17 protein-coding genes are annotated in these 20,897 nt (G+C 62.6%); 6 read left to right on the forward strand and 11 right to left on the reverse strand.

All coding sequences use genetic code 11. From position 1 onward, the window contains the following. Nucleotides 1-51 precede the first annotated feature (51 nt). The 4 genes from IFT57_RS19295 to IFT57_RS19310 form a co-directional block, all read right to left on the reverse strand. Nucleotides 52-1,209, reverse strand: coding sequence for a lactonase family protein (locus IFT57_RS19295; RefSeq protein ID WP_192152332.1), 1,158 nt, complete (start codon nucleotides 1,207-1,209; stop codon nucleotides 52-54). Nucleotides 1,210-1,312: 103 nt separating this feature from the next. Continuing rightward, complete coding sequence (locus IFT57_RS19300) at nucleotides 1,313-1,600, reverse strand: DUF5629 family protein (RefSeq protein ID WP_244657379.1); 288 nt, start codon at nucleotides 1,598-1,600, stop codon at nucleotides 1,313-1,315. 72 nt (nucleotides 1,601-1,672) lie between these two features. Continuing rightward, nucleotides 1,673-2,662, reverse strand: a complete 990-nt coding sequence (gene araD1, locus IFT57_RS19305; protein ID WP_192152334.1) for an AraD1 family protein — start codon at nucleotides 2,660-2,662, stop codon at nucleotides 1,673-1,675. A gap of 21 nt (nucleotides 2,663-2,683) precedes the next feature. Continuing rightward, nucleotides 2,684-3,994 (reverse strand): MFS transporter, encoded by a 1,311-nt coding sequence (locus IFT57_RS19310; RefSeq protein ID WP_122476768.1) that lies wholly within the window; start codon nucleotides 3,992-3,994, stop codon nucleotides 2,684-2,686. 206 nt (nucleotides 3,995-4,200) lie between these two features. On the opposite strand from IFT57_RS19310, the gene IFT57_RS19315 reads away from it, so the two are divergent. Beyond that, on the forward strand, nucleotides 4,201-5,940 hold the full coding sequence (locus IFT57_RS19315) for an IlvD/Edd family dehydratase (protein ID WP_192152335.1): 1,740 nt from the start codon (nucleotides 4,201-4,203) through the stop codon (nucleotides 5,938-5,940). A gap of 183 nt (nucleotides 5,941-6,123) precedes the next feature. On the opposite strand, the gene IFT57_RS19320 is transcribed toward IFT57_RS19315, so the two are convergent. Together IFT57_RS19320 and earP are read right to left on the reverse strand one after the other, a co-directional pair. Further along, nucleotides 6,124-6,693, reverse strand: a complete 570-nt coding sequence (locus tag IFT57_RS19320; protein ID WP_049858924.1) for an elongation factor P — start codon at nucleotides 6,691-6,693, stop codon at nucleotides 6,124-6,126. Between the two features lie 49 nt (nucleotides 6,694-6,742). Then, entirely contained in the window at nucleotides 6,743-7,885 is a 1,143-nt protein-coding gene (earP, locus tag IFT57_RS19325; protein WP_192152336.1) for an elongation factor P maturation arginine rhamnosyltransferase EarP, read from the reverse strand. Nucleotides 7,886-8,007: 122 nt separating this feature from the next. Here earP and IFT57_RS19330 point away from each other — a divergent pair, with 122 nt between their 5' ends. Continuing rightward, nucleotides 8,008-8,472, forward strand: a complete 465-nt coding sequence (locus tag IFT57_RS19330) for a GreA/GreB family elongation factor (RefSeq protein ID WP_192152337.1) — start codon at nucleotides 8,008-8,010, stop codon at nucleotides 8,470-8,472. Nucleotides 8,473-8,725: 253 nt separating this feature from the next. On the opposite strand, the gene IFT57_RS19335 is transcribed toward IFT57_RS19330, so the two are convergent. Then, nucleotides 8,726-11,149 carry a glucose/quinate/shikimate family membrane-bound PQQ-dependent dehydrogenase gene (locus IFT57_RS19335; protein WP_192152338.1) on the reverse strand — a complete coding sequence of 808 codons (2,424 nt, stop codon included), beginning with the start codon at nucleotides 11,147-11,149 and terminating at the stop codon, nucleotides 8,726-8,728. 295 nt (nucleotides 11,150-11,444) lie between these two features. Continuing rightward, entirely contained in the window at nucleotides 11,445-11,870 is a 426-nt protein-coding gene (locus IFT57_RS19340; protein ID WP_122794921.1) for a cell wall hydrolase, read from the reverse strand. Nucleotides 11,871-12,158: 288 nt separating this feature from the next. Here IFT57_RS19340 and IFT57_RS19345 point away from each other — a divergent pair, with 288 nt between their 5' ends. Beyond that, a complete protein-coding gene (locus IFT57_RS19345; protein ID WP_192152339.1) occupies nucleotides 12,159-14,273 on the forward strand; it encodes an ATP-binding protein in 2,115 nt (704 codons plus the stop codon). A gap of 186 nt (nucleotides 14,274-14,459) precedes the next feature. Continuing rightward, a complete protein-coding gene (locus tag IFT57_RS19350) occupies nucleotides 14,460-14,921 on the forward strand; it encodes a PA2169 family four-helix-bundle protein (RefSeq protein ID WP_122476136.1) in 462 nt (153 codons plus the stop codon). Nucleotides 14,922-15,015: 94 nt separating this feature from the next. Here IFT57_RS19350 and IFT57_RS19355 read toward each other — a convergent pair whose 3' ends face one another. From IFT57_RS19355 to IFT57_RS19365, 3 genes are all read right to left on the reverse strand, one after another. Beyond that, nucleotides 15,016-15,663 (reverse strand): serine protease, encoded by a 648-nt coding sequence (locus IFT57_RS19355; RefSeq protein ID WP_192047769.1) that lies wholly within the window; start codon nucleotides 15,661-15,663, stop codon nucleotides 15,016-15,018. 492 nt (nucleotides 15,664-16,155) lie between these two features. Then, nucleotides 16,156-17,079, reverse strand: coding sequence for a LysR family transcriptional regulator (locus tag IFT57_RS19360; RefSeq protein ID WP_192152340.1), 924 nt, complete (start codon nucleotides 17,077-17,079; stop codon nucleotides 16,156-16,158). After that, nucleotides 17,076-18,050: a quinone oxidoreductase family protein gene (locus tag IFT57_RS19365; RefSeq protein WP_192152341.1), complete on the reverse strand. Its 975-nt coding sequence runs from the start codon at nucleotides 18,048-18,050 to the stop codon at nucleotides 17,076-17,078. Before IFT57_RS19365 ends, IFT57_RS19360 begins: the two co-directional genes overlap by 4 nt. A 213-nt stretch (nucleotides 18,051-18,263) precedes the next feature. Here IFT57_RS19365 and IFT57_RS19370 point away from each other — a divergent pair, with 213 nt between their 5' ends. Continuing rightward, nucleotides 18,264-19,283, forward strand: coding sequence for an AraC family transcriptional regulator (locus tag IFT57_RS19370; RefSeq protein WP_192152342.1), 1,020 nt, complete (start codon nucleotides 18,264-18,266; stop codon nucleotides 19,281-19,283). A 217-nt stretch (nucleotides 19,284-19,500) separates the two neighbouring features. Then, on the forward strand, nucleotides 19,501-20,889 hold the full coding sequence (locus IFT57_RS19375; protein ID WP_192152343.1) for an MFS transporter: 1,389 nt from the start codon (nucleotides 19,501-19,503) through the stop codon (nucleotides 20,887-20,889). Nucleotides 20,890-20,897: the final 8 nt, after the last annotated feature.

Here is a 20,897-nt window from a genome sequence, read left to right on the forward strand (position 1 = left end):
TGTCCCCGGCTGCGCGAATGGTCGCGCAGCCGGGGATACGCTGCAGCGGCATCACTGGGTCAGGAATTTCACGTCCGAGGGGGCATCCTGCGCGAAGCGTTGCACCGTCTCACCGAGCATGCCGGTGCTCGCATCGCGCTTGAGCACGGTGATCTGGTTGCTTTTCTGGTTGGCGATCAGCAAGAAGTGGCCGGTAGGATCGAGGGTGAATTCGCGCGGGTGATCGCCGTCCACCTCGCGACGCTGGATCTCCTTGAGCTGGCCACTGCCGGCCGCGACGCTGAACACCAGCATCTGGTTGGCCGTGCCGCGGTTGCTCACGTAGAGGAAGCGGCCGTCGGCCGAGAGGTGCAGCGCGCCGCTTGCGCTTTGCTTGCCGACAGTGCCCAGTTCGAGCAACTGCTGGCGTACCAGGTTGCCGTCCCGCACGTCGAACATGGCCAGTTGACCGCTCATTTCCAGGGTCAGATAGGCATGCTTGCCATCGCGACTGAACAGCAGGTGACGCGGGCCACTGCCGTCCGGCAGCTGGACCGAGGCGGGTTGCGCCGGCACCAGTGGACGCTCGGCAGACTCGGGCTGGTAGCGGTACACGTACACGCGGTCGGCGCCCAGGTCGCTGGCATAGACGTAGTTGCCAGAGGGCAGCGATACCACCGAATGCACATGCGGCCCCGCCTGACGCTCGGGATTCACCTGGCTGGCAACGTGCTTGAGTTGCTGCACTACATCGCTGAGCGTGCCGTTCTCGGCCACCTTGAACACGCTCAGGCTGCCACCTGGGTTGGCATTCACGGCATAGTTGGAAACGAACAGGTAGCGCCCGTCCTGGCTCAGGCTGGAATGGGTCGGTTCATCGCCACGGGTCGCGACCTGGCTGACCTGGTTGAGTTCGTGGGTCTTGCCGTCCACTGTGAAACTGGTGACCTTGCCGACCACCTCTTTCTGCCCAGGGCCGTTTTCATTGACCACGAACAGGCGTCGCTGGTCCTGGGACAAGGTCAGCCAGGATGGGTTGGAACTCTTGAATGTCTGCCGGGGCTGCGCCTCGATCTGGCCGGTGGAGCTGTCGAAGGCATAGCGATAGATGCCTTCGCTGGCACCCTGGGTATAGGTACCTACCAGCAGGTCATATTTTTCGGCAGCGCCGGCGTGCAGTGAGGTCAGGGCCAAACCGTTGACAAGCATAGATAGCAGAACTCGCTTCATGAAGGTCTCTCCGAGCCTGTTGTGAGTGGCCGATTTTTCGTGGCACCGAATGTTGTCGCGGCAGCAGGAGCGAACGTGGATCGGTCTCTACAGACCGCAGCGTTCAAGCCTGGGTTTCATCTTCATCTTCATCTTCATCGTCGCGGGCCGAGAACGCACTGAGGCACGTCAGCTGGTGCGAGACGCCGGCCCGGCTGATGACGAAGCTGTTCGGTTCGGCGTCTGGCTGGGCGGCCTGCTGCTCTGGCAGGGTGAACTGCCAGCGCTTGAGCTCACGGCCGTCCATGCACTGGATGTGCAGGGTGTGTTCCTCGTCGAAGGAAAAGTCGAAGGCGTGCAGGGTGTCGATCAGCAGCATGTTGCAGGTTTGCAGCGCGATAGGCAGGCTCATGGTCGGATCTCCGGGGTGATGTCCGACCATGATAACCGCGATGTGCGCCTCTGGCCTGCTCGCCCGCACGCGCTACAGGATGCCCACGCTGCCCGGCGTGAAGGCGGCCTCGGCCTGGCCGACGCTGTTCACCAGCGGCGCGCCGAAGGCGGGCAGGCTGATCTCGAACTGGTCACCCAGCTGGGTGACGACGCCGTCGGCGAACGACAGGGTGGCGGTGCCGAAGAAGTGCACATGCACATCGCCAGGGTTGAGAAACTGCGCGTACTTGAAATGGTGGTACTCGAGGTTGTCGAAGCTGTGGCACATGTTCGCTTCGCCACTGAGAAATTCCTTCTCCCAGATCACCTCGCCAGCCCGGCGGATACGGCTGGTGCCGGACAGATGCTCGGGCAGTTCGCCAACGCGCAGCTCGGGGCCATAGCTGCAGCTGCGCAGCTTGGAATGGGCGAGGTAAAGGTAGTTCTTGCGCTCCATCACGTGGTCGGAGAACTCATTGCCCAGGGCGAACCCCACGCGATACGGCCGTCGATCCGGGCCGATCACGTACAACCCACCCAGTTCGGGCTCTTCGCCGGCGTCTTCGGCGAACGGCGGCACCGGGAACGCCTGGCCAGGCCGTACGACAATGCTGCCATCGCCTTTGTAGAACCACTCCGGCTGCACGCCGGGCTGGCCCGCACGAGGCTTGCCGCCCTCCACGCCCCACTGGAATACCTTCATGCTGTCGGTAACGGCGGCGTCACCGCTTTGCTGGTGCATCTTGTCGCGGGTGGCGGCGCTGCCCAGGTGGGTCAGGCCGGTGCCGGTCACCAGCATATGGGCTGGGTCGGGGTGGTCCAGGGGCGCAAGGATACGGCCCTGCTCGAGCAGCTGCGCGTAGTCATGGTGCTCACCCAGGCCACACCCATCTACCGCCTGAGCCAGGTCGTGGCCCGCAGCGATGGCTGTCATGGCCAACTCGCGAACGCTGTCAGCGCCGCGCACTTCGTGCACGCGGTCGCCATCGACCAGACCCACCCGACGTTGACCGTCGTTCAATTCAAATTGCACCAGATGCATGATCGCTTCCTCTTGCTGGGTTCAGGAACGGGCGCTGGCGGCGAACGCATCGGCCGGCAGCACATGGCGGCGCTCCAGGAGCTGGTAGACCACTGCGGTCAGCAGCAGCCCGAACACCATCACGCCGCTGAGAAAATACAGGCCGCTGGCCAGGTTGCCGGTGTACTCCTTGAGCGCACCGATCACGAACGGCCCGATGTAGCCGCCCAGGTTGCCCACCGAGTTGATCAGGGCAATACCCGCCGCTGCACTGGCGCCGGCGAAGAAGCGGCCCGGCAGGGTCCAGAACACCGCCGTGCAGGAGAACAGGCTGAACGCTACCAGGCACAACGCCGCCAGTTGCGCCGCCGGCACACTCAGCCAGGCGCTGAGGAACAGGCCGACCGCGCCCAGCACGTACAGCACGGCCAGGTGCCCGTAGCGGTCGTTGAGACGGTCCGAGCTGCGCGGGATGAGCAACAGACCGACGATGCCGAATACATAAGGCACCGACGACACGAAACCGGTGGTCAGGTCACTGCCGCCGAACTGCTTGATCAGGGTCGGCAACCACAGGCCCAGGCCATAGATGCTCAACGTCACCGGCAGGTAGAACAGCGCCAGCAACAACACGCGAAAGTCCTTGAGCGCATGCAACGGGTTGCCATGACGGGTCTGCCCATAGGCCTGCAGGTCCTTCTCGAGTTCGCTGGCCAGCCAGTTCTTTTCGTCCTGGTTCATCCATTTGACCTGCTGCGGGCCGTCGGGCAGCCAGCGCAGCACCGGCCAGGTGAGCAGGATGGCCGGGGTACCGATGACGATGAACAGCCACTGCCAGCCGTGCAGACCGAGTACGCCGTCCATGCCCAGCAGTGCACCGGACACGGGCCCGGTGATCATCATGGCGATGGGCTGGGAAAGAATGAACAGGCCGAGGATCTTGCCGCGATGACGCACCGGAAACCATTGCGTGATGTAGTACAGCACGCCGGGGAAGAAGCCCGCTTCGGCGGCGCCCAGCAGAAAGCGCATGACATAGAAACTGTGCGGCCCTTGCACGAACGCCATGCCGATGGTGATGGCGCCCCAGGTGATCATGATGCGCGCGAACCAGCGGCGTGCGCCGAAGCGTTCGAGCATCAGGTTGCTGGGAATTTCCAGGAGGAAGTAGCCAATGAAGAACAACCCGGCACCCAGGCCGTAGGCCGCATCGCCGATGCCTACGTCCGCGCCCATGTGCAGCTTGGCGAAGCCCACGGCGGAACGGTCCACGTAGGCAATCAGGTACAGCAGGATCAGGAACGGAATCAATTTGAAGGTGATGCGGCGTATAAGCCCCAGTTCCTGGCTCATGGGATCGATCTCCACGTTCTTGTTCTTATGGTTGTTGTTGTGGGAAAGCTGCAACGGACGCTCGTCGGCGCTTCGGCAAACCTGCAACCTTCTTTGAAATCGACTTTATAGTATTACTATTTGCTAAACAAGCTCTTCCAATCCCCCCTTCGATGGCCTATTTTGAGGGTATACACAAAAACAAGTCTTACAATAAGAGAGCCACCATGCCTGATAACAAAACGCCCCTGCGCTCGGCCCAATGGTTCGGTACGGCTGACAAGAATGGTTTCATGTACCGCAGCTGGATGAAGAACCAAGGCATTGCCGACCATCAGTTCAACGGCAAGCCGATCATCGGCATCTGCAACACCTGGTCCGAGCTGACGCCGTGCAACGCCCACTTCCGTACCATTGCCGAACACGTCAAGCGTGGCGTGATCGAGGCCGGTGGTTTTCCGGTGGAATTCCCGGTGTTCTCCAACGGCGAGTCCAACCTGCGGCCCACCGCGATGCTGACCCGCAATCTGGCCAGCATGGATGTAGAGGAAGCCATCCGCGGCAACCCGATCGACGGCGTGGTGCTGCTCACCGGCTGCGACAAGACCACCCCTGCCCTGCTGATGGGCGCGGCGAGCTGCGACGTGCCGGCCATCGTGGTCACGGGCGGGCCGATGCTCAACGGCAAGCACAAGGGCCGCGACATCGGTGCTGGCACCATCGTCTGGCAGATGCACGAGTCGTACAAGGCCGGCCAGATCAGCCTGGACGAGTTTCTGTCCGCCGAAGCCGGCATGTCGCGCTCGGCCGGTACCTGCAACACCATGGGCACGGCCTCCACCATGGCCTGCATGGCCGAGGCACTGGGCACCTCGCTGCCGCACAATGCGGCCATCCCGGCGGTGGATTCGCGGCGCTACGTGCTGGCGCACATGTCCGGCATGCGGGCGGTGGCGATGGTCCGCGAAGACTTGCGCCTGTCGAAGATCCTGACTAAAGAGGCGTTCGAAAACGCCATCCGGGTCAATGCGGCCATTGGCGGATCGACAAATGCGGTGATCCATCTCAAGGCGATTGCCGGGCGTATCGGCGTCGAGCTGGAACTCGACGACTGGACCCGTATCGGCCGTGGCACACCCACCCTGGTGGACCTGCAGCCTTCCGGGCGCTTCCTGATGGAGGAGTTCTACTATGCTGGCGGCCTGCCAGCGGTGTTGCGACGTCTGGGTGAAAACAGCCTGATTCCTCATCCGGATGCCTTGACGGTCAACGGTCAGTCGCTGTGGCAGAACGTGCAGAATTCGCCGATCTATGGCGAGGACGAAGTGATCCGCGCCATCGACAACCCATTGGTGGCCGACGGCGGGATCTGCGTGTTACGCGGTAACCTGGCGCCGCTGGGGGCAGTGCTCAAGCCTTCGGCCGCGACCCCGGCGCTGATGACGCATCGCGGCCGCGCAGTGGTGTTCGAAAACTTCGACATGTACAAGGCGCGCATCAACGATCCGGACCTGGACGTGGACGCCAGCTCCATCCTGGTCATGAAGAACTGTGGACCCAAGGGTTATCCGGGCATGGCCGAGGTCGGCAACATGGGCCTGCCGGCCAAGCTGCTGGCACAGGGAGTGACCGACATGGTGCGCATTTCGGATGCGCGCATGAGCGGCACGGCCTACGGCACGGTGGTTCTGCACGTGGCGCCGGAAGCGGCCGCCGGGGGCCCGCTGGCAGTGGTCCGCGAGGGTGATTTCATCGAGCTGGACTGCGCCAGCGGGCGGTTGCACCTGGACATCTCCGACAACGAGCTGCAGGCCCGCCTGGCCGACTGGCAGGCACCGGCGCAATCGTTGCTGGTGGGCGGCTATCGGCAACTGTACATCGACCACGTGATGCAGGCAGACCAGGGCTGTGACTTCGATTTCCTGGTCGGCTGCAGGGGGTCCGAGGTGCCGCGGCATTCGCACTGACCACCCGCTCCGCGGGCCTGTAGGAGCGGCCAGTGGCCGCGAAAAGAGCACCACGGTGTGTCAGGTATACCGCGGTGGATTTTTCGCGGCCGATGACCGCTCCTACGGAATAGGCGGTGACTAGGCATAAAAAAACCCGACTCCAGGTCGGGTTTTTGCATCGCGATCAAGCAGGCTGGAAGCTTACTTGGCGCGACCTTTGTACGAACCGCCTTCACGGGTGTCGATCTCGATCATGTCGCCGATCTCGATGAAGTCCGCAACGCTCAGCTCGGTACCGTTCTTCAGTTTGGCAGGCTTCATGACTTTGCCCGAAGTGTCGCCGCGAGCGGAACCTTCGGTGTAGTCGACCTGGCGCACGATGGTGGTCGGCAGCTCGACGCTGACCAGACGCTCTTCGAAGAACACGGCTTCGCAGACGTCGGTCATGCCTTCTTCGACGAACGGCAGAACGGCCTCGATGTCTTCGGCGTTCAGTTCGTACATGGTGTAGTCGGTGGTATCCATGAACGTGTAGCTGTCACCGCTGATGAACGACAGGGTCGCTTCCTTGCGGTCCAGGATCACGTCGTCCAGCTTGTCGTCGGCACTGTAGACGGTTTCGGTCTTGTAGCCGGTCAGCAGGTTTTTCAGCTTGGTCTTCATGATCGCGCTGTTACGGCCCGACTTGGTGAATTCAGCTTTCTGAACCAACCAAGGGTCGTTGTCGATACGGATCACGGTACCGGGTTTCAGTTCTTTACCAGTTTTCATTACGAATATCCGAATTTGGATGGTGATTTACAAAAATCTAGGCCGCATATCATAGCCAATTTCGGTAAAACTGCACCAGCGTCGTTGCAAGATCAGGCTGAGCGGCCTGTGTAGCGCACCACTGGCGAGCGTGCGCGACCAGTTCCGGCCAGTGCTCCAGGGCCTCGCGCCATGCCGGGCCGATGTCGGCGCCCTCCACGCTCTGGTTCCAGGCCCGCCACAGCCCGCGCAATGCGGCATAGGCTGCGGGCGACAGGCCCTGGCCGTAGCGATCGAGGAATGCCTCGAGTTTTTCCCAGTGCGCGTATTCTTCCTGCACATAGATATGCCAGACCATCGGTGCAGCTGCCCACTGGGCGCGAACGAACGAGTCTTCGCCGCGCACGGCATTGAAGTCGCAGCACCACAGCAAGCGGTCGTACTCGCTCTGACGGACGAACGGCAACACCTGCACCTTCAGGCTGCCCCGCTGTACCTGGCTGCCAACCTCCAGTGATGACTCGCCCAACCATTGGCGCACGTCGGCCAGCACCCGGCCCTCGGGCACCAGCAGGTGGTTGCTGCGCGGGTCATCGGCCAGGGCATCCAGCCACGACCCCAGCCCGCTGTGCTCATAGGCGAACAGCGACAACAGGCGGGCATCGGGCTCGGGCTCGACGCCCAGTCCGGCCAGAAACGTCTGCCGTGCTGCGGGACTGGCCTCGAAGGCCTCGCGGCGCTCGACCAGGCAGGCTTCACGCAGCAAGCCGCCGGTACCGGTGGTGAAGCCGGGAAAGAAGAAGAACTTGCGCAGCCCGCCCGGCTGGGGCGATGGCAAGCCGTGGCAGCCATCGACCCAGGTTTCGGCGCTGAGGTAGTCAAGGTTCAACCACAACGGGGACGGGCTGCGGGCTGCCATGGCGTCGACGTATTCAGGCGGCAGTTTGCAGGCGAAGGCACCCACCACTACATCGGCAACCTCGGTGGCCTGCCATTCGCCGCGCCAATGGCGGACTTCGACGCCGTCATGCCACTGCTGCGGCTGCTCGGCGCTGGCGGCAGGCCACAGCCGGGCGAATGGCACCAAATCGTCGACCCACAGGCGCACCTGCATACCGTGCTCGACCTGCAGTTGGCGGGCCAGGCGCCAGGTGATGCCGATGTCGCCGTAGTTGTCCACGACCGTGCAGAAAATGTCCCAGGTGGCCTTCATGGCTGACTCCAACGCAAACGTTTACACAAAGCCGGCTATTGTCCGCATAAACGTGCGCGCACAGAAGCACTAAAGGCCGTTCGTGCGACAATTGCCCGCTCGTTCCCAGCATCAGTCCAACCATGAACAAACCTGCCCTGTTGCAAGCAATCATCGAACGCCTGACCATTGATCTGGAGGTGGCTCAGCGTGCCGCGCAGACGGCCTATGAAACCGCCACCCACGAAGAGAACGTGGCCGAGAACAAGTACGACACGCTCGGGTTGGAGGCGTCCTACCTGGCCACCGGGCAGGCGCGGCGCATGGAAGAAATTCGTCATGGGCTGGCGAAATTCCGCGCACTGCAGTTGCGTGATCTTCAGGCAGGAATCGAACTGGGCGCACTGGTGGCGCTGGATTCGGAAAACGGCGTGCGCCAGTGGTTTTTCCTGGGGCCCGATGCAGCGGGGTTGAAGCTGGAGTTCGAAGGCTGCCCGGTCATGGTCATCACCCCACGCTCGCCGCTGGGGCAAAGCCTGTTGGGCAAACAGGTGGACGATGGGGTCAGCATGGGCGGCAACGCTCAGGTCATCACCGAGGTGATTTGACGCCCGGCGCAAGTAGACACACCACGTGAACCGTTGACGCGGCTTGTCTGATACACCGCGTGCGCCGCCGACGCGGCTCGCGCCGCTGCTACAGGGATGGTGCATGCCGCGTCTGTGTGCATTGGCACACCGCGTGAAACATTGACGCTGCGATCCCCTGTAGCAGCGGTGCAAGCCGCGTCCGGCCTCAACGCGGATTGCCTGATACACCGCATGCGCCGCTGCTACAGGGACGTGGCAGCGGCAGTGGGGGTTACTTCTTGTCGGGCAGGGCGTAGGCGATCACGTAGTCACCGCGATCCGGCGACTGGCGCGCACCACCGGCGGTGATGACCACATATTGCTTGCCGGTCTTGGGCGAAACGAAGGTCATCGGGCCGCCCTGGCTGCCAACCGGCAGACGGGCTTTCCACGCCTCTTCACCCGTCGCCGAGTTGAACGCACGCAGGTAGTAATCCTGGGTACCGGCAATGAACACCAGGCCGCCTTGGGTCGACAGCGTGCCACCCAGCGTCGGCATGCCGATCGGCAGCGGAAGGTGCATTTTCACGCCCATCGGCCCGGTATCTTCCACAGTCCCCACTGGCACCTGCCAGGCAACTTTCTGGGTCTTCATGTCGATTGCGGTCAGGGTACCGAACGGTGGCGCCTGGCACGGAATGCCGGCGATGGACAGGAAGCGATTCTTGTTCACCGCATACGGCGTGCCCTTGAGTGGCACCGCGCCCATGCCGGTGTTGAGCGCTTCGCCACCCGAAGACGCCTTGGCATCCTTCTGCTGAGGCACCATCTGCACCCACAGGCCCAGACGCATGTCGTTCACAAAGATGAAACCATGCACCGGATCGGTCGACAGGCTGCCCCAGTTCATGCCGCCCAGCGAACCTGGGAAGCTCAGGGACACATCGGTGCCCGGTGCGGTGTACAGACCCTCATAGCGCATTTTCTTGAACGAGATCCGGCACAGCATCTGGTCGAACGGGGTGGCACCCCACATGTCCGACTCGGTCAGGTGTTGCGCGCCGATCTGCGGCATGCCCACCGACAACGGCTGAGTCTTGGCATAGGGTTCGCCAGGAATGTCCGAGCCCTTGACCGGAATGTCCTGCACGGCGGTCAGCGGTTGGCCGGTCGCGCGGTCCAGCACATAGATCTGCCCCGCCTTGGTGCCGATCACCACTGCCGGCACACTGCTGCCGTCAGGCTTGGGGAAGTCCATCAGGGTTGGCTGCATGGGCAGGTCGAAGTCCCAGAGGTCGTTGCGCACGGTCTGGTAGACCCACTTCTCTTCACCGGTGGTCGCGTTCAACGCCAGGATCGAAGCACCGTAGCGGTGATTCAGCGGCGTGCGCTCGACACCGTAGATATCGGTCGACGAACTGCCCATGGGCAGGAACACGGTGTTCATCTTCGGATCGTACGACATCGGTGCCCAGCTGTTGGGCGTGCTGCGCACATAGGTGTTGTCGCCGGTCGGTGCCTGCTTGTCCTCGGGGTTGCCCGGATCGAACGCCCAGCGCATCTCGCCAGTGACCACATCGAAACCGCGGATCACACCGCCCGGCATGTCCGCCTGGACGTTGTCGGCGACGCGACCGCCGACCACCACCGTGGTGCCGGCCATCAACGGCGCGGACGACAACTGATAGTAGGAATCCGGGACATTCCCCAGACCCGCTTTCAGGTCCACCTGCCCCTTGTTGCCAAAACCTTCACAAAACTCGCCCGTGTCGGCATCCACGGCAATCAGGCGGGCATCGATGGTGTTGGTCAACAAGCGACGCTGGCAATTGGCACCCGGCGCGACTGCAACGGCCTTGACCGGCGTATTGCCTTCGCTCGATTCCACCACCGCACTGCTGGCGTCGAAGTAGGCCAGGCCGCGGCAACGCTGCCAGACCGCAGCCTGAGCATTGATCTGGTTTTTCCACAGCTCTTTGCCGGTGTCGGCGTTCAGCGCAATGATGTTGTTGTGCGGAGTGCAGATGAACACCTTGTCACCCACCTGCAGCGGCGTGGCTTGGTCTTCCGCGCCGTTGCCGTTGCTGATGGCGACGTCACCGGTGTGGTAGGTCCAGGCTGGAACCAGATCGGCGACATTGCCGCGATTGATCTGGTCGAGCGCGGCGAAGCGGTTGCCGCCTTCGTCGTTGCCGTAATGGGCCCAGTCCTTCTGCGCGTTGGCCGGCGTGACCTGGGTCAGGCCTGGGCCTTCCCCGGTCGGGGCGACCGAGGCATGCGGCACGAACATGCCGGCGGCGCCAGCCACGACAGCCACGGCCAGCAGCGCGCCAAGCGCATAGCCGGCGCGACCGCCGCTAAGCCCGTTGGCGCGACGCAAGGTGGGATAGGCCAATGCCACGACCAGACTCAGCACACCCAGCGCGAACAGGCGGGAAATCTGCGGCCAGAAATTAAGCCCGGCGTCGACCAGTGCCCAGATCACCGACAACACCATCACCGTGGCAAACAGCCAGGCACCCAGCAGGCGCGACTTGAACAGAGCAATGGCGGCAACGGTCATGCCCAGGCCGGCCAGCAGGAAATACCAGCTGCCGCCCAGGGTGGCGAGGTAGCCCCCGCCCGCAAGGTAGAGCAGTCCGAACACGAGTACGCCCAAGGCGGCGACCCAGATGGGCCAGCGGCGCACCGCTGGTGAAGGTTGAGGCTTAGTCATGTTGCATGATCCTGTTGACGCATGAACGTTTCTGGAAGGTTGAGCAAAGTGTAGGCAAGCCATCGCGACACGCTTGTCGGGACGATGCTCGTGACGCACTTTCACGACCTGCACGGCTTCCCGATCAGGTTCCAAAGAGGAACGACGGGCGCCGTCACAGCATTAACTAATTAGTTAGTTACGCAACGATATCAAAAAAAACCGACAGCTGCGACAAATCGCCCCGGCGTGGATGGGTGAAACACTGTTGCGCCGATTGTAACGCTGCCTGGGTTTTCCTCAGCGGCACCTGGCCTCAAGGCACATCCTTGAAGAACGCATGGCCGCCGAGTACCAGCGTACGCGTCGCGCCAGCGGCCCAGGCTGGCGGTGGGGACAGGCGCAACGCATGGTAATGCGTGGCACCGTCGGTGGGGTCCGCCGTACGGCCAGCGATGACCTGCTCGGCCACCACCAAGGCCTGCGCCCATTGCGCCTGCGGAATGGGACGAGCGCCGCTGAGGTAGGGGTAGTTGGGGTCACCAGGGTTCCAGCAGCTGAACTGCCAGGATTTATGACACACGCCGATGTAGCCCTCGCCCCACCACGAACGGGGATTGGCATCATGCACACGGTTGCGGATGACCCACGCCACCGCGATCTGCCCGGCGACGCCCTCGCCGCGGGCTTCACCCCATAGCGTTCGTGCAACGACATCGTGTACCTGCTGAATGTGTGTCATGGTGATCTCTGCGTGTGAATGGCCGCGACGGCAGGACTGCGCAACAACCTCGTGGCGGTCCTGACTGCTCGCCCAGCGCGGCCAGATTGCTGAGCTGCACGGGGGTTTGCCAGCCGGTAACGATTCCCCACCTGCCAAGCCGCGGCTGCAGTTTCCCGTGCCAAAGGTCGATGCCAAAGCCTTGAGAATTGGTGGCAGTGGCTTTACAAGTGTCATCGCCATGCGCGGTCCGTAGGCCCGCGCCGACCTGCCCTCGATCGACCAGCCCATCACGGAGGCCCATTACCGATGCACGCACCCGACGACGACCTGGATACCGGTGCCCACACCTCCGGCTGGGGACTGAGCCGTCTGCACGCCGCGACATCGGTCAGGTGGGTGGCCAAGCTGTTGTCGTGGGTGGCCCTGCTTACCGGTGCCACGGCGCTTTGCGAATACCTGCTGGGCCAGCCATTGCTGGGCTATCTCTTTCCGGGCCTGATGGGCATGTCACCCTTGACGGCCATGGCGCTTTGCGGTCTGGCGCTGTCCAGCCTCCTGGGACGTCGCGCACGCCCCAGCTGGTTGCTCGCCGGCCTGGCTTCGAGCATCGCATTCGCCTTGCTGGGCGCACACCTGTTGCTCGGTGCCGACGTCTTGAGCCCGGCGGTGAACGCCTGGTTGTTTCCGCCTTCGGAGCTCTTCGTCGGTAGCGTTTCGCCGGCCACGGCGAGCTGCCTGGCTTTGCTGGGCGTGGCCCGCATGGCTCAGCTCGCTGGTCGCCACAAAGCCTGCGATGTGCTGGCCCTGCTCGCCTTCGGCGTGGCCGGTATCGGCCTGCTGGGCTACGCCTACGGCGTGAAGGATTTGTACTCGGTGCTGCTGTTCAACGCCATGGCAGTACACACCGCAGCGGCACTGGCCTGCCTGGCCGTTTCGATGATGCTGTTCCAGGCCGACCAGGGTTGGCTGAACGTGGTCACGCTGAGCAACCGTGCCGGCGCGGTCACCCGTCGGCAGTTGCTGCTCACGGCCATCCTGCCGGTGATCGGCTGGCTGTTGCTGTCGGCCATCAACGCCCGCGCCATCGGTGCGCCCGCCGCCCTGGCCCTGGTCGTGGCAACGGTGTTTCTGCCGCTGGTCATCCTGATCGTCAAGGACGGCCGGGTCACGGCCCGACTGGACCTGCAACGGCAGAAGCAGCGTCGCCTGGAAACCACCATCCGCCAGCGCCTGGAACTCGAGCTGGACCAGAAGCGCGCAGAACTGGAACAGGAATCGGCACAACGCATCGTCGCCGAGCAAGTCATGAACCGCGCCCAACGCCTGGATGCAGTCGGCCAACTGACGGGGGGTATCGCCCACGATTTCAACAACCTGCTGATGGGCATTTCAGGCAACCTCGAACTGCTGCATCGCCACGTCGAGAGTGATCCCAAGGCCTCGAAGTACGTGACACGGGCGACGCTGTCCACGGAAAAGGGCATTCGTCTGACCGGGCAACTGCTGGCGTTTTCGCGCACTCAGCGATTGAACGTTTCAGCGGTCAACCTCGCCGATACTGTCAGTGCTGCCTTCGAACTGGTCGGGAACGCGCTGGGGCCGGACATCAACATCGACATGCAGACACCGAATCGCAGCCTGTTCGTCAGCACCGACCCCCTGCAGCTGGAAATGGCCATACTCAACCTTGCGTTGAACGCCAGGGATGCGATGCCCGACGGCGGTTGGTTCATCGTCAAATGCCTGCCTACCACAGCGCAGGGCACGCCGCCCAGCGTGTCGATCCGGGTCAGCGACAGCGGTACCGGCATGTCGCCGGAAGTCCTGGCCAAGGCATGCGAACCGTTCTTCACCACCAAGGAATCGGGCCGCGGCACCGGGCTGGGCCTGGCGCAGGTCTACGGCCTGTGCCGTCAATGTGGCGGCGACCTGAAGATCACCAGTGAGCCGGGCCAAGGCTCGACCTTCGAGCTGGTGCTGCCAATGGCCGAGCGTCCGCGCGCGAACTCGATCGGCCCACAGCCGACCAGCGTCGCGGCGCCGCTCGCCCCTCTCGCCCTGCCGGTGCTGGTGGTCGACGATGACGATGCAGTGCGCACGGTACTGGTCGACGACCTGCGTGGACGTGGCTATGAAGTGCTCGAGGCCGATCGTGGTGGCAAGGCCCTGGCAATACTGGGCAACACGCGCTGCGCCGCAGCCGTCATCGACTTCCTGATGCCGGAGATGAATGGCGCCGAGCTGGCGCGCAAGGCACGCCAGCTCGTCCCCCAGCTACCGATCATCTTCATCAGTGGCTATGCCGACACCCTTGCACTGGATGCCATCGACGGTGCGGTGGTGCTGCGCAAACCGTTCGAACTCGACGAGCTGGACCGACTGGTCAGAGAGTTGGCCGGCGCGCCTGGGCCGAACGCCTGACGGTGACGGGCGCCTGGCCGATTTGTGCTCCGCAAAAATGCGCCTGAAAGAACTGCCTAAGCGCCCATTTCAAAAAAATCGGAACCTTCCGCCAAACAGGGCGACCTAAACACAGCGTACGTACCATGCCTACGCCATGGCTGCCTCTTGGGTCTGAGCCAGACCGTCCACCAAGGAGATTTTGAAATGACCGACGCTCATAAAGAAACGATCAAGGTACTCAACGACCTCATCGAAACATCGAAAGATGGTGAGGCTGGTTTCAAGGATCTCGCCGAAAACACCAACAACCCTGAACTGAAGGCAGTCTTCGCAGCCGCCGCTTCCGACACTGCCAGCGGTGCTGCAGAACTGCAGAACGAAGTACGCAAGCTGGGTGGCGAACCTGAAACCACCACCAGCGTTGCAGGCGATCTGCACCGTCGTTGGGTCGACCTGAAGTCGGCCATCACCGGCAAGGACGACGTCGCACTGCTCAACGAAGCAGAGCGTGGCGAAGATGTTGCCAAGAAGAGCTACACCAAAGCGCTGGAAAACCATGACGTGACCCCTGAGGTACGCGCCGTGATCCAGAAGCAGTTCGATGGTGTCATGCGCAATCATGACAAGATCAAGGCACTGCGTGACGCAGCTCGCGCTCAGAAATGAGTGAGGGGCTTGGGCGGCTGCCAAGGCCGCCCGAGCCGTGCTTCTTCCGCAACGCCCCCCGCCTTGACAACCTCCCCGCCGTTCCCCCATCGACTCAACGTGTCACATAGCCCATGACTGGGGCCGGTACTTTGACGTCGCCCTGAAAGCGATGCCATTCCTTGTCGATTTCTTTGTAGCTCATGAACACACTCACCCGCTTGGCGTCGGCCAGATCGGTATTGGTCATGGACTGGGTGTAGCGCGTCGGCACGAATGCCACCGTGATACCGACTACCGAGCCATCATCCGCATACACCGGACCACCCGACATGCCCATGGCACTCGGACCGTCGTGGATGGAATAGAGCACGCCATCGTTGAGGTTGCTGAGCAGCAGCTTGCCTTCCTTCACCTTGCCGCTGCCTTTGACGGGCATCAGCAGTGGACTGAAGCCGACGGCGGTGACGTTTTCGCCGACCGATGCCTGACGCCAGTGGGGAGCCGCAGCAGCCTTGCGCTTGATGAAGACCACATCGCCACGACCACGGTGCGCAACGTCACTGAGGTAAGGGGTGTGCTTGGCAGAAACCGCGTAGTCCTCATTCCATTGCACGGCGGAGGCCTGATACAGGAGAGGGGCGGGAAGACTCGAGGTGACCATGAAAGCGTCTTTGTAGGCGGCATCGCTGACAAAGGGAGTTGGCATGCCATTGCAGCCGGAAAGAAGCAGGCCGAACATCAGGCAGATAGATCGATTCATCGTGTTCCAGTGTAGCAATCCCATTTCTGGGACTATTAAAGCAACCTTGCTTGCGTGGTTCTCATCCCTCTGGATGAGAATGGATTCGCTTGCGCGAGCGTTTGTAAAGACCCTGGAAACCGGCGCGTTGATGGGTGCGCTACGCGGTGTTCCAGGCCGCCATTGTTCCCTGGCGATCCTGTCGGATCGTGACTGACAGCGTGATCGGGTGTTGGTGGGCATGATCGCGAAGCATTGCGAGCCTTCGAACGACACGTCCGGCCAACCAAAGCCACAACGCTCCAAAATTCGGAACGTAGTGGCCAATGATGCCATTATGACATCATCCATTTATCGCCGGCAACTAAAATAATGGCACATGGCCATTTCTTTTGGTTACACAGTGAAAGGGGTATCGGACGGGTCGAGGAAGTCTTTAATATCAATATGCTACTACTGTGACGTAGTTCCGATATCGCTGTCAGACGCCAGCATGACCCTTGCGCCGCACACCTACCCCCAAGGGGGCACATCGACGAAGCGCGATTCGATCCAGGCCTTGAATGCCAGGACGGTCGCCGCCGGGAACTTCGCAGAGGGTCGTATCAAGTAGATTCCGCCCACTGAATCCAGTCGCCAGTCGGGCAGTACCTGAACCAGTTCACCCGATGCCAGTTGGCGGCTCATCAGCCATTCACCGGCGCCCAGAATGCCCGTGCCGGCCATTGCGGCGCTGAGCAGGGTTTCGCTGTCGTTGGATGTCAGTGTGCCTTGGGTCGTCACGCTTTCCTGACAGCCTGCGCGGTGCAGTTTCCATTCCGGAAACGAGGCCAGCCCGCTGAAGCGCAGGCAGTTGTGCTGGATCAGATCTGCGGGCGTCAGCGGCATGCCGCAGCGTTCCACGTACGCAGGAGACGCACAGAGAATGCGGCGATGGTCGCAGAGCTTGTTGGCAATCAATCGGCTGTCGTCCAGCTCGCCGATGCGCAGGGCCAGGTCATAGCCTTGCTCGATGATATCGACGACGTGCTCGCTGTAGTCGGCAACGATCGAAACACCGGGGTGTGCGCCGAGAAACTCGGGCAACAGTGGGGCCACCCACAGCCGTCCCATGGCGGCCGGCAGCGCCAGGCGCAGGACTCCGCGCACCTGGGCAACGCCTGAGGTGGCCTGCTGCTCGGCCTCGAGGATCTGGCCAAGGGCTGCGCGCAGGCGCTGTTCCAGCTTGGCGCCGACTTCGGTAATCCTGACCTGGCGCGTGGAGCGTTCCATGAGGCGCACGCCCAACCGCTTTTCCATGGCGGCCAGACGCTTGGAGATCACCGTGGGGTGACGCTGGAGCAAGCGACCGGCAGCGACGAACGAGCCTTGGCTGGCCACGGCGAGGAAGGCGGCGATCTCGTCGCTGTGCTGACTGTCGAGCAGGTCCGGGGTCATGGGGCGAGAATGATCGCCCCGCCGGACTGACCCGATTCGAGCGCCTCATGGGCGCGAGCCGCTTCGGTCAAGGGATAGGTCTTCCAGATCCGCGGGGTGATGATGCCCGCCTCGACCGCCGCCAGCACGTCGGCTGCGCGCTCCTGGTATTCGGCTGTGGACGCTGTGTGCGCGACGATGGAAGGCCGGGTCAGGAACAGCGAGCCCTTGCCATTGAGGGTCGACAGCTCGACCGCGTTGGGCGCACCCGACGATGCGCCGAACGACACCATCAAACCGCGCGGACGCAGGCTGTCCAGCGACGCTTCGAAGGAGATGCGACCAATCGGGTCGTAGACCACATCGACCTTGCGGCCCTGGGTGAGCTTCGCCACGTCTGCAGCGAGCGTGGCCGCATCGAATACCAGCACCTCGTCGCAGCCCACCGCCTTTGCCCGCTCGACGCTCTCGGGTTTCGACACCACACCGATGACGTACGCCCCCAGGTGCTTGGCCCACTGCCCCATGATCTGCCCCAGGCCGCCGGCGACGCCGTACAGCAGCATCGTCGTACCGGGGCCTACCGGGTAGGTGGATTTCAACAGGTACTGTGCAGTGATGCCTTTGAACAACACCGCCGCCGCTTGCTCGAAGCTGACCCCGGCCGACAACTTCACCAGTCGTTCGGCCGGATAGAGCCGTTGCGCCGCATAGCCGCCCAAGGGACCGGTGGCATAGGCAACGCGGTCGCCTGGCTGCACGTTGGTTACCCCTGGCCCCACCGAGATCACGGTGCCCGCGCCTTCCAGGCCCAGGCCGGACGGCAGCGGGACCTTGACCGCACCATTGCGCTGGGTGACATCCAGGTAGTTGACGCCCACGGCCGCCTGCTGCAGCCACGCCTGCCCTTCGCCCGGCGCCTGCTCGACCACGGTGTCTTCCCACAGTACGGAAGAATCACCGGGTTGATTGAAACGGATCACTGCGGCCATGTCGTTCTCCAGTCGGTCAGTAGTGCCGACGAGTATGGAAACGCGCCCGGCGTTTCACAAGACGGTGAATCTGCAGTATATACCTGCACTCGGTGCAGCAATGATCAGACGACGATTGAGTTGGTGTGCTTGCACCGATTGCCTGTCGGTGCAGGTTTGTTTACCGTTCAGGCCGCTGGTCGACACTCGGTGCATCGCTCACGGGGACACGTCATGGCTGTAGTTGCAGACAAAGGCACGACTTCCATAGGCCTGGTGCACGAAGCCCTGCACGGTGCAGTGCAGCGCGGATTCGACATCCAGCCGGTGCTGCGAGACGCGGGCATCGACCCAGGGTTGCTTGATGCGCCCCAGGCCAGAGTCTCCGCAGTCGCGTTTTCTCGACTCTGGATTGCGCTGGCCAATGCGCTGGACGACGAGTTTTTCGCCATCGACAGCCACCCGCTGCGCAGAGGCAGCTTTCGCCTGATGTGCCACGTGGCCTTGAGCTGCCACTCGCTGGAGCAGGCGCTGCGGCGGATCCTGATGTTTCTGCGCAGCGCTCTGGACGATGTCTACGGCGAGCTGACGTACGAAGACGACTCGGCGGTGCTGGTCATTCACGACCACGGCGTGGAAAGACGCCTGTTCAGCTATGGCACCTGGCTGATCCTGGTGCACGGATTGCTCTGCTGGCTGGGCGGTCGGCGCTTGCCTATCCAAAGCATCGGCTTCCGGCCGGCGCAACCTTTGGACGACAGCGACTACCGCCTGCGCTTTTGCGAGTCGCTGGTGTTCGGTGTCGCCCAGACCACCGTAAGGTTCGATCGCAGCCTCCTCGCCCTCAAGGTCGTGCAGACACCCGCAACCCTCACATCCTTCCTGGAAGAATCGCCCGGCAATTTGCTGGTCAAGTATCGGAACGATGAAAGCACGGGAGCAAGGGTTCGTCAGAAGCTTCGCGGTGTGGATCCGGAGGACTGGCCTGAGTTCGACCGGTTGGCGAAATCGCTGGGCACGTCGAGTTCGACACTACAACGACGCTTGCACATCGAAGGCTTGAGCTACCAGCGCCTGAAAGACGATCTTCGCCGGGACATGGCCATTCATCTGCTTGGCCGTGAAGAGCTGACAGTGGTCGAGGTGGCACTGCAAACCGGCTTTCAGGATGCCAGCGCTTTCCATCGGGCCTTCAAGAAATGGACGGGCGTCAGTCCCGGTTGCTATCGCCGCACCGAAGCCGATGAAACATGAGCACCGTCCGTTCGCCACTGTGAAATAAGCAAACCCTTCCGCCTGTCCCTGCCTGGGGACTGTCCAAAGACCCCAATCAGAACGACGACTTTGGACATGGGCCTATTCCATGCCGGCGCCTACGATAGCCGAACTCCAGTCATGGCCGCTGCCCATGGCCTGGTCGGCGGAACACCTGTGCACTTCAAAACAAGAATAAAACCGAAGGAGACACGCTATGCAACCCGTGAACGTATTCGCGCTGGCAAAGGATTCAAGGTTCAACCGCTTCCATGGCCTGATCCTGTTCTGGTGCGTGCTCATCCTGATCATCGACGGCTACGACCTCGCCGTTGTGGGTGCTGCACTGCCAGCCATCATGAAAGACATGAACATCGAGGCCACCAGCGCCGGCATCATGGCCGGCTCGGCGCTGTTCGGCACCATGCTCGGCGCGATCTTCCTCGGCACTTTGGCCGATCGCATCGGGCGGCCGAAGATGACGGCCATCTGCGTTGCGCTGTTCAGTCTGTTCACTGCGGGTGCCGGGCTGACCAACGACCCCATCAGTTTCAGCATCATGCGCTTCATCGCAGGGCTGGGTATCGGCGGCGTGCTGCCCATCTGCACCGCGCAGATGGGCGAGTTTTCACCGTTGAAGCTGCGCACACGCCTGGTGACGCTGGTGTTTGCCGGCTATTCCGTGGGTGGCATCCTGGTCGCCCTTACCGCAAAACAGCTGATTGAAAGTCATGGCTGGCAATGGGTGTTCTATGTCGCCGGACTGCCCGTGATCCTCATCCCGTTCATTCTCAAGAGCATGCCTGACTCCATCGGCTACATGCTCAAACAGGGCCAGCAGGAGGCCCTCAGGGAGGTGGCGCGAAAGCTCGATCCCGGCAAGGTGATTCCCGACGATGCGCTCATGGCCGGCAACCCGGAGATCCTCGATAAACAGGATTCCCCCGTGCGTAACCTGTTCGCCGATGGCCGCGGTTTCAGCACGGTCATGATCTGGGCCGCATTCATGACCGGGTTGTTCATGGTCTACGCGCTGAACTCCTGGCTGACCAAGCTGATGGCGATGGCGGGTTTCAGCCTGGGATCGGCGCTGAATTTCGTGATCGTGTTCAACGTCGGTGCCATCGTCGGCGCGCTGGGCGGTGGCTGGCTGGGCGACAGGTTCAACATCAAGCGTGTGCTGGTGTGTTTCTACATCGTCGGCGCCCTGGCGCTGGTCATGCTTGCCTACACCCGCTCGCCTACCCTGCTCTACGCCGTGGTGTTCACGGTCGGCGCATCGACCTTGGGCACGCAACTGCTGGCCTACGCCTACGCCGGTGATTTCTACCCCTCGACCATCAGGGCCACCGGCGTCGGCTTTGCATCGGGCGTCGGCCGCATAGGCGCCATCGTAGCCCCGGTGCTGATCGGCTGGTTGATCTCGATGCACTTGCCGCTGGAGCAGAACTTCATGGCCATCGCCCTTGCCGGGCTGATCGGTGCGGCAGCGGTTTCGCTGATCAATCAGTCCCTCGCCGACTCTTCCCAGGCGCGCTCGACCCGTCGTGCGCCACCGGCCACCGACGGTGCGGCCTTGAATCGCGCTACCTCCAAATCCACCTGACTCGGGGC

Source organism: Pseudomonas sp. CFBP 13719, assembly GCF_014842095.1.
Classification (GTDB): Bacteria; Pseudomonadota; Gammaproteobacteria; order Pseudomonadales; family Pseudomonadaceae; genus Aquipseudomonas.

Coding starts and splice junctions, on each gene's coding strand:
- IFT57_RS19330 (WP_192152337.1), top strand. CDS start 8,008: ATGAACAAACCTGCCCTGTTGCAAGCAATCATCGAACGCCTGACCATT.
- IFT57_RS19355 (WP_192047769.1), bottom strand. CDS start 15,663: ATGAATCGATCTATCTGCCTGATGTTCGGCCTGCTTCTTTCCGGCTGC.
- IFT57_RS19340 (WP_122794921.1), bottom strand. CDS start 11,870: ATGACACACATTCAGCAGGTACACGATGTCGTTGCACGAACGCTATGG.
- earP (WP_192152336.1), bottom strand. CDS start 7,885: ATGAAGGCCACCTGGGACATTTTCTGCACGGTCGTGGACAACTACGGC.
- IFT57_RS19315 (WP_192152335.1), top strand. CDS start 4,201: ATGCCTGATAACAAAACGCCCCTGCGCTCGGCCCAATGGTTCGGTACG.
- araD1 (WP_192152334.1), bottom strand. CDS start 2,662: ATGCATCTGGTGCAATTTGAATTGAACGACGGTCAACGTCGGGTGGGT.
- IFT57_RS19300 (WP_244657379.1), bottom strand. CDS start 1,600: ATGAGCCTGCCTATCGCGCTGCAAACCTGCAACATGCTGCTGATCGAC.
- IFT57_RS19375 (WP_192152343.1), top strand. CDS start 19,501: ATGCAACCCGTGAACGTATTCGCGCTGGCAAAGGATTCAAGGTTCAAC.
- IFT57_RS19335 (WP_192152338.1), bottom strand. CDS start 11,149: ATGACTAAGCCTCAACCTTCACCAGCGGTGCGCCGCTGGCCCATCTGG.
- IFT57_RS19360 (WP_192152340.1), bottom strand. CDS start 17,079: ATGACCCCGGACCTGCTCGACAGTCAGCACAGCGACGAGATCGCCGCC.
- IFT57_RS19310 (WP_122476768.1), bottom strand. CDS start 3,994: ATGAGCCAGGAACTGGGGCTTATACGCCGCATCACCTTCAAATTGATT.
- IFT57_RS19350 (WP_122476136.1), top strand. CDS start 14,460: ATGACCGACGCTCATAAAGAAACGATCAAGGTACTCAACGACCTCATC.
- IFT57_RS19320 (WP_049858924.1), bottom strand. CDS start 6,693: ATGAAAACTGGTAAAGAACTGAAACCCGGTACCGTGATCCGTATCGAC.
- IFT57_RS19295 (WP_192152332.1), bottom strand. CDS start 1,209: ATGAAGCGAGTTCTGCTATCTATGCTTGTCAACGGTTTGGCCCTGACC.
- IFT57_RS19365 (WP_192152341.1), bottom strand. CDS start 18,050: ATGGCCGCAGTGATCCGTTTCAATCAACCCGGTGATTCTTCCGTACTG.
- IFT57_RS19370 (WP_192152342.1), top strand. CDS start 18,264: ATGGCTGTAGTTGCAGACAAAGGCACGACTTCCATAGGCCTGGTGCAC.
- IFT57_RS19345 (WP_192152339.1), top strand. CDS start 12,159: ATGCACGCACCCGACGACGACCTGGATACCGGTGCCCACACCTCCGGC.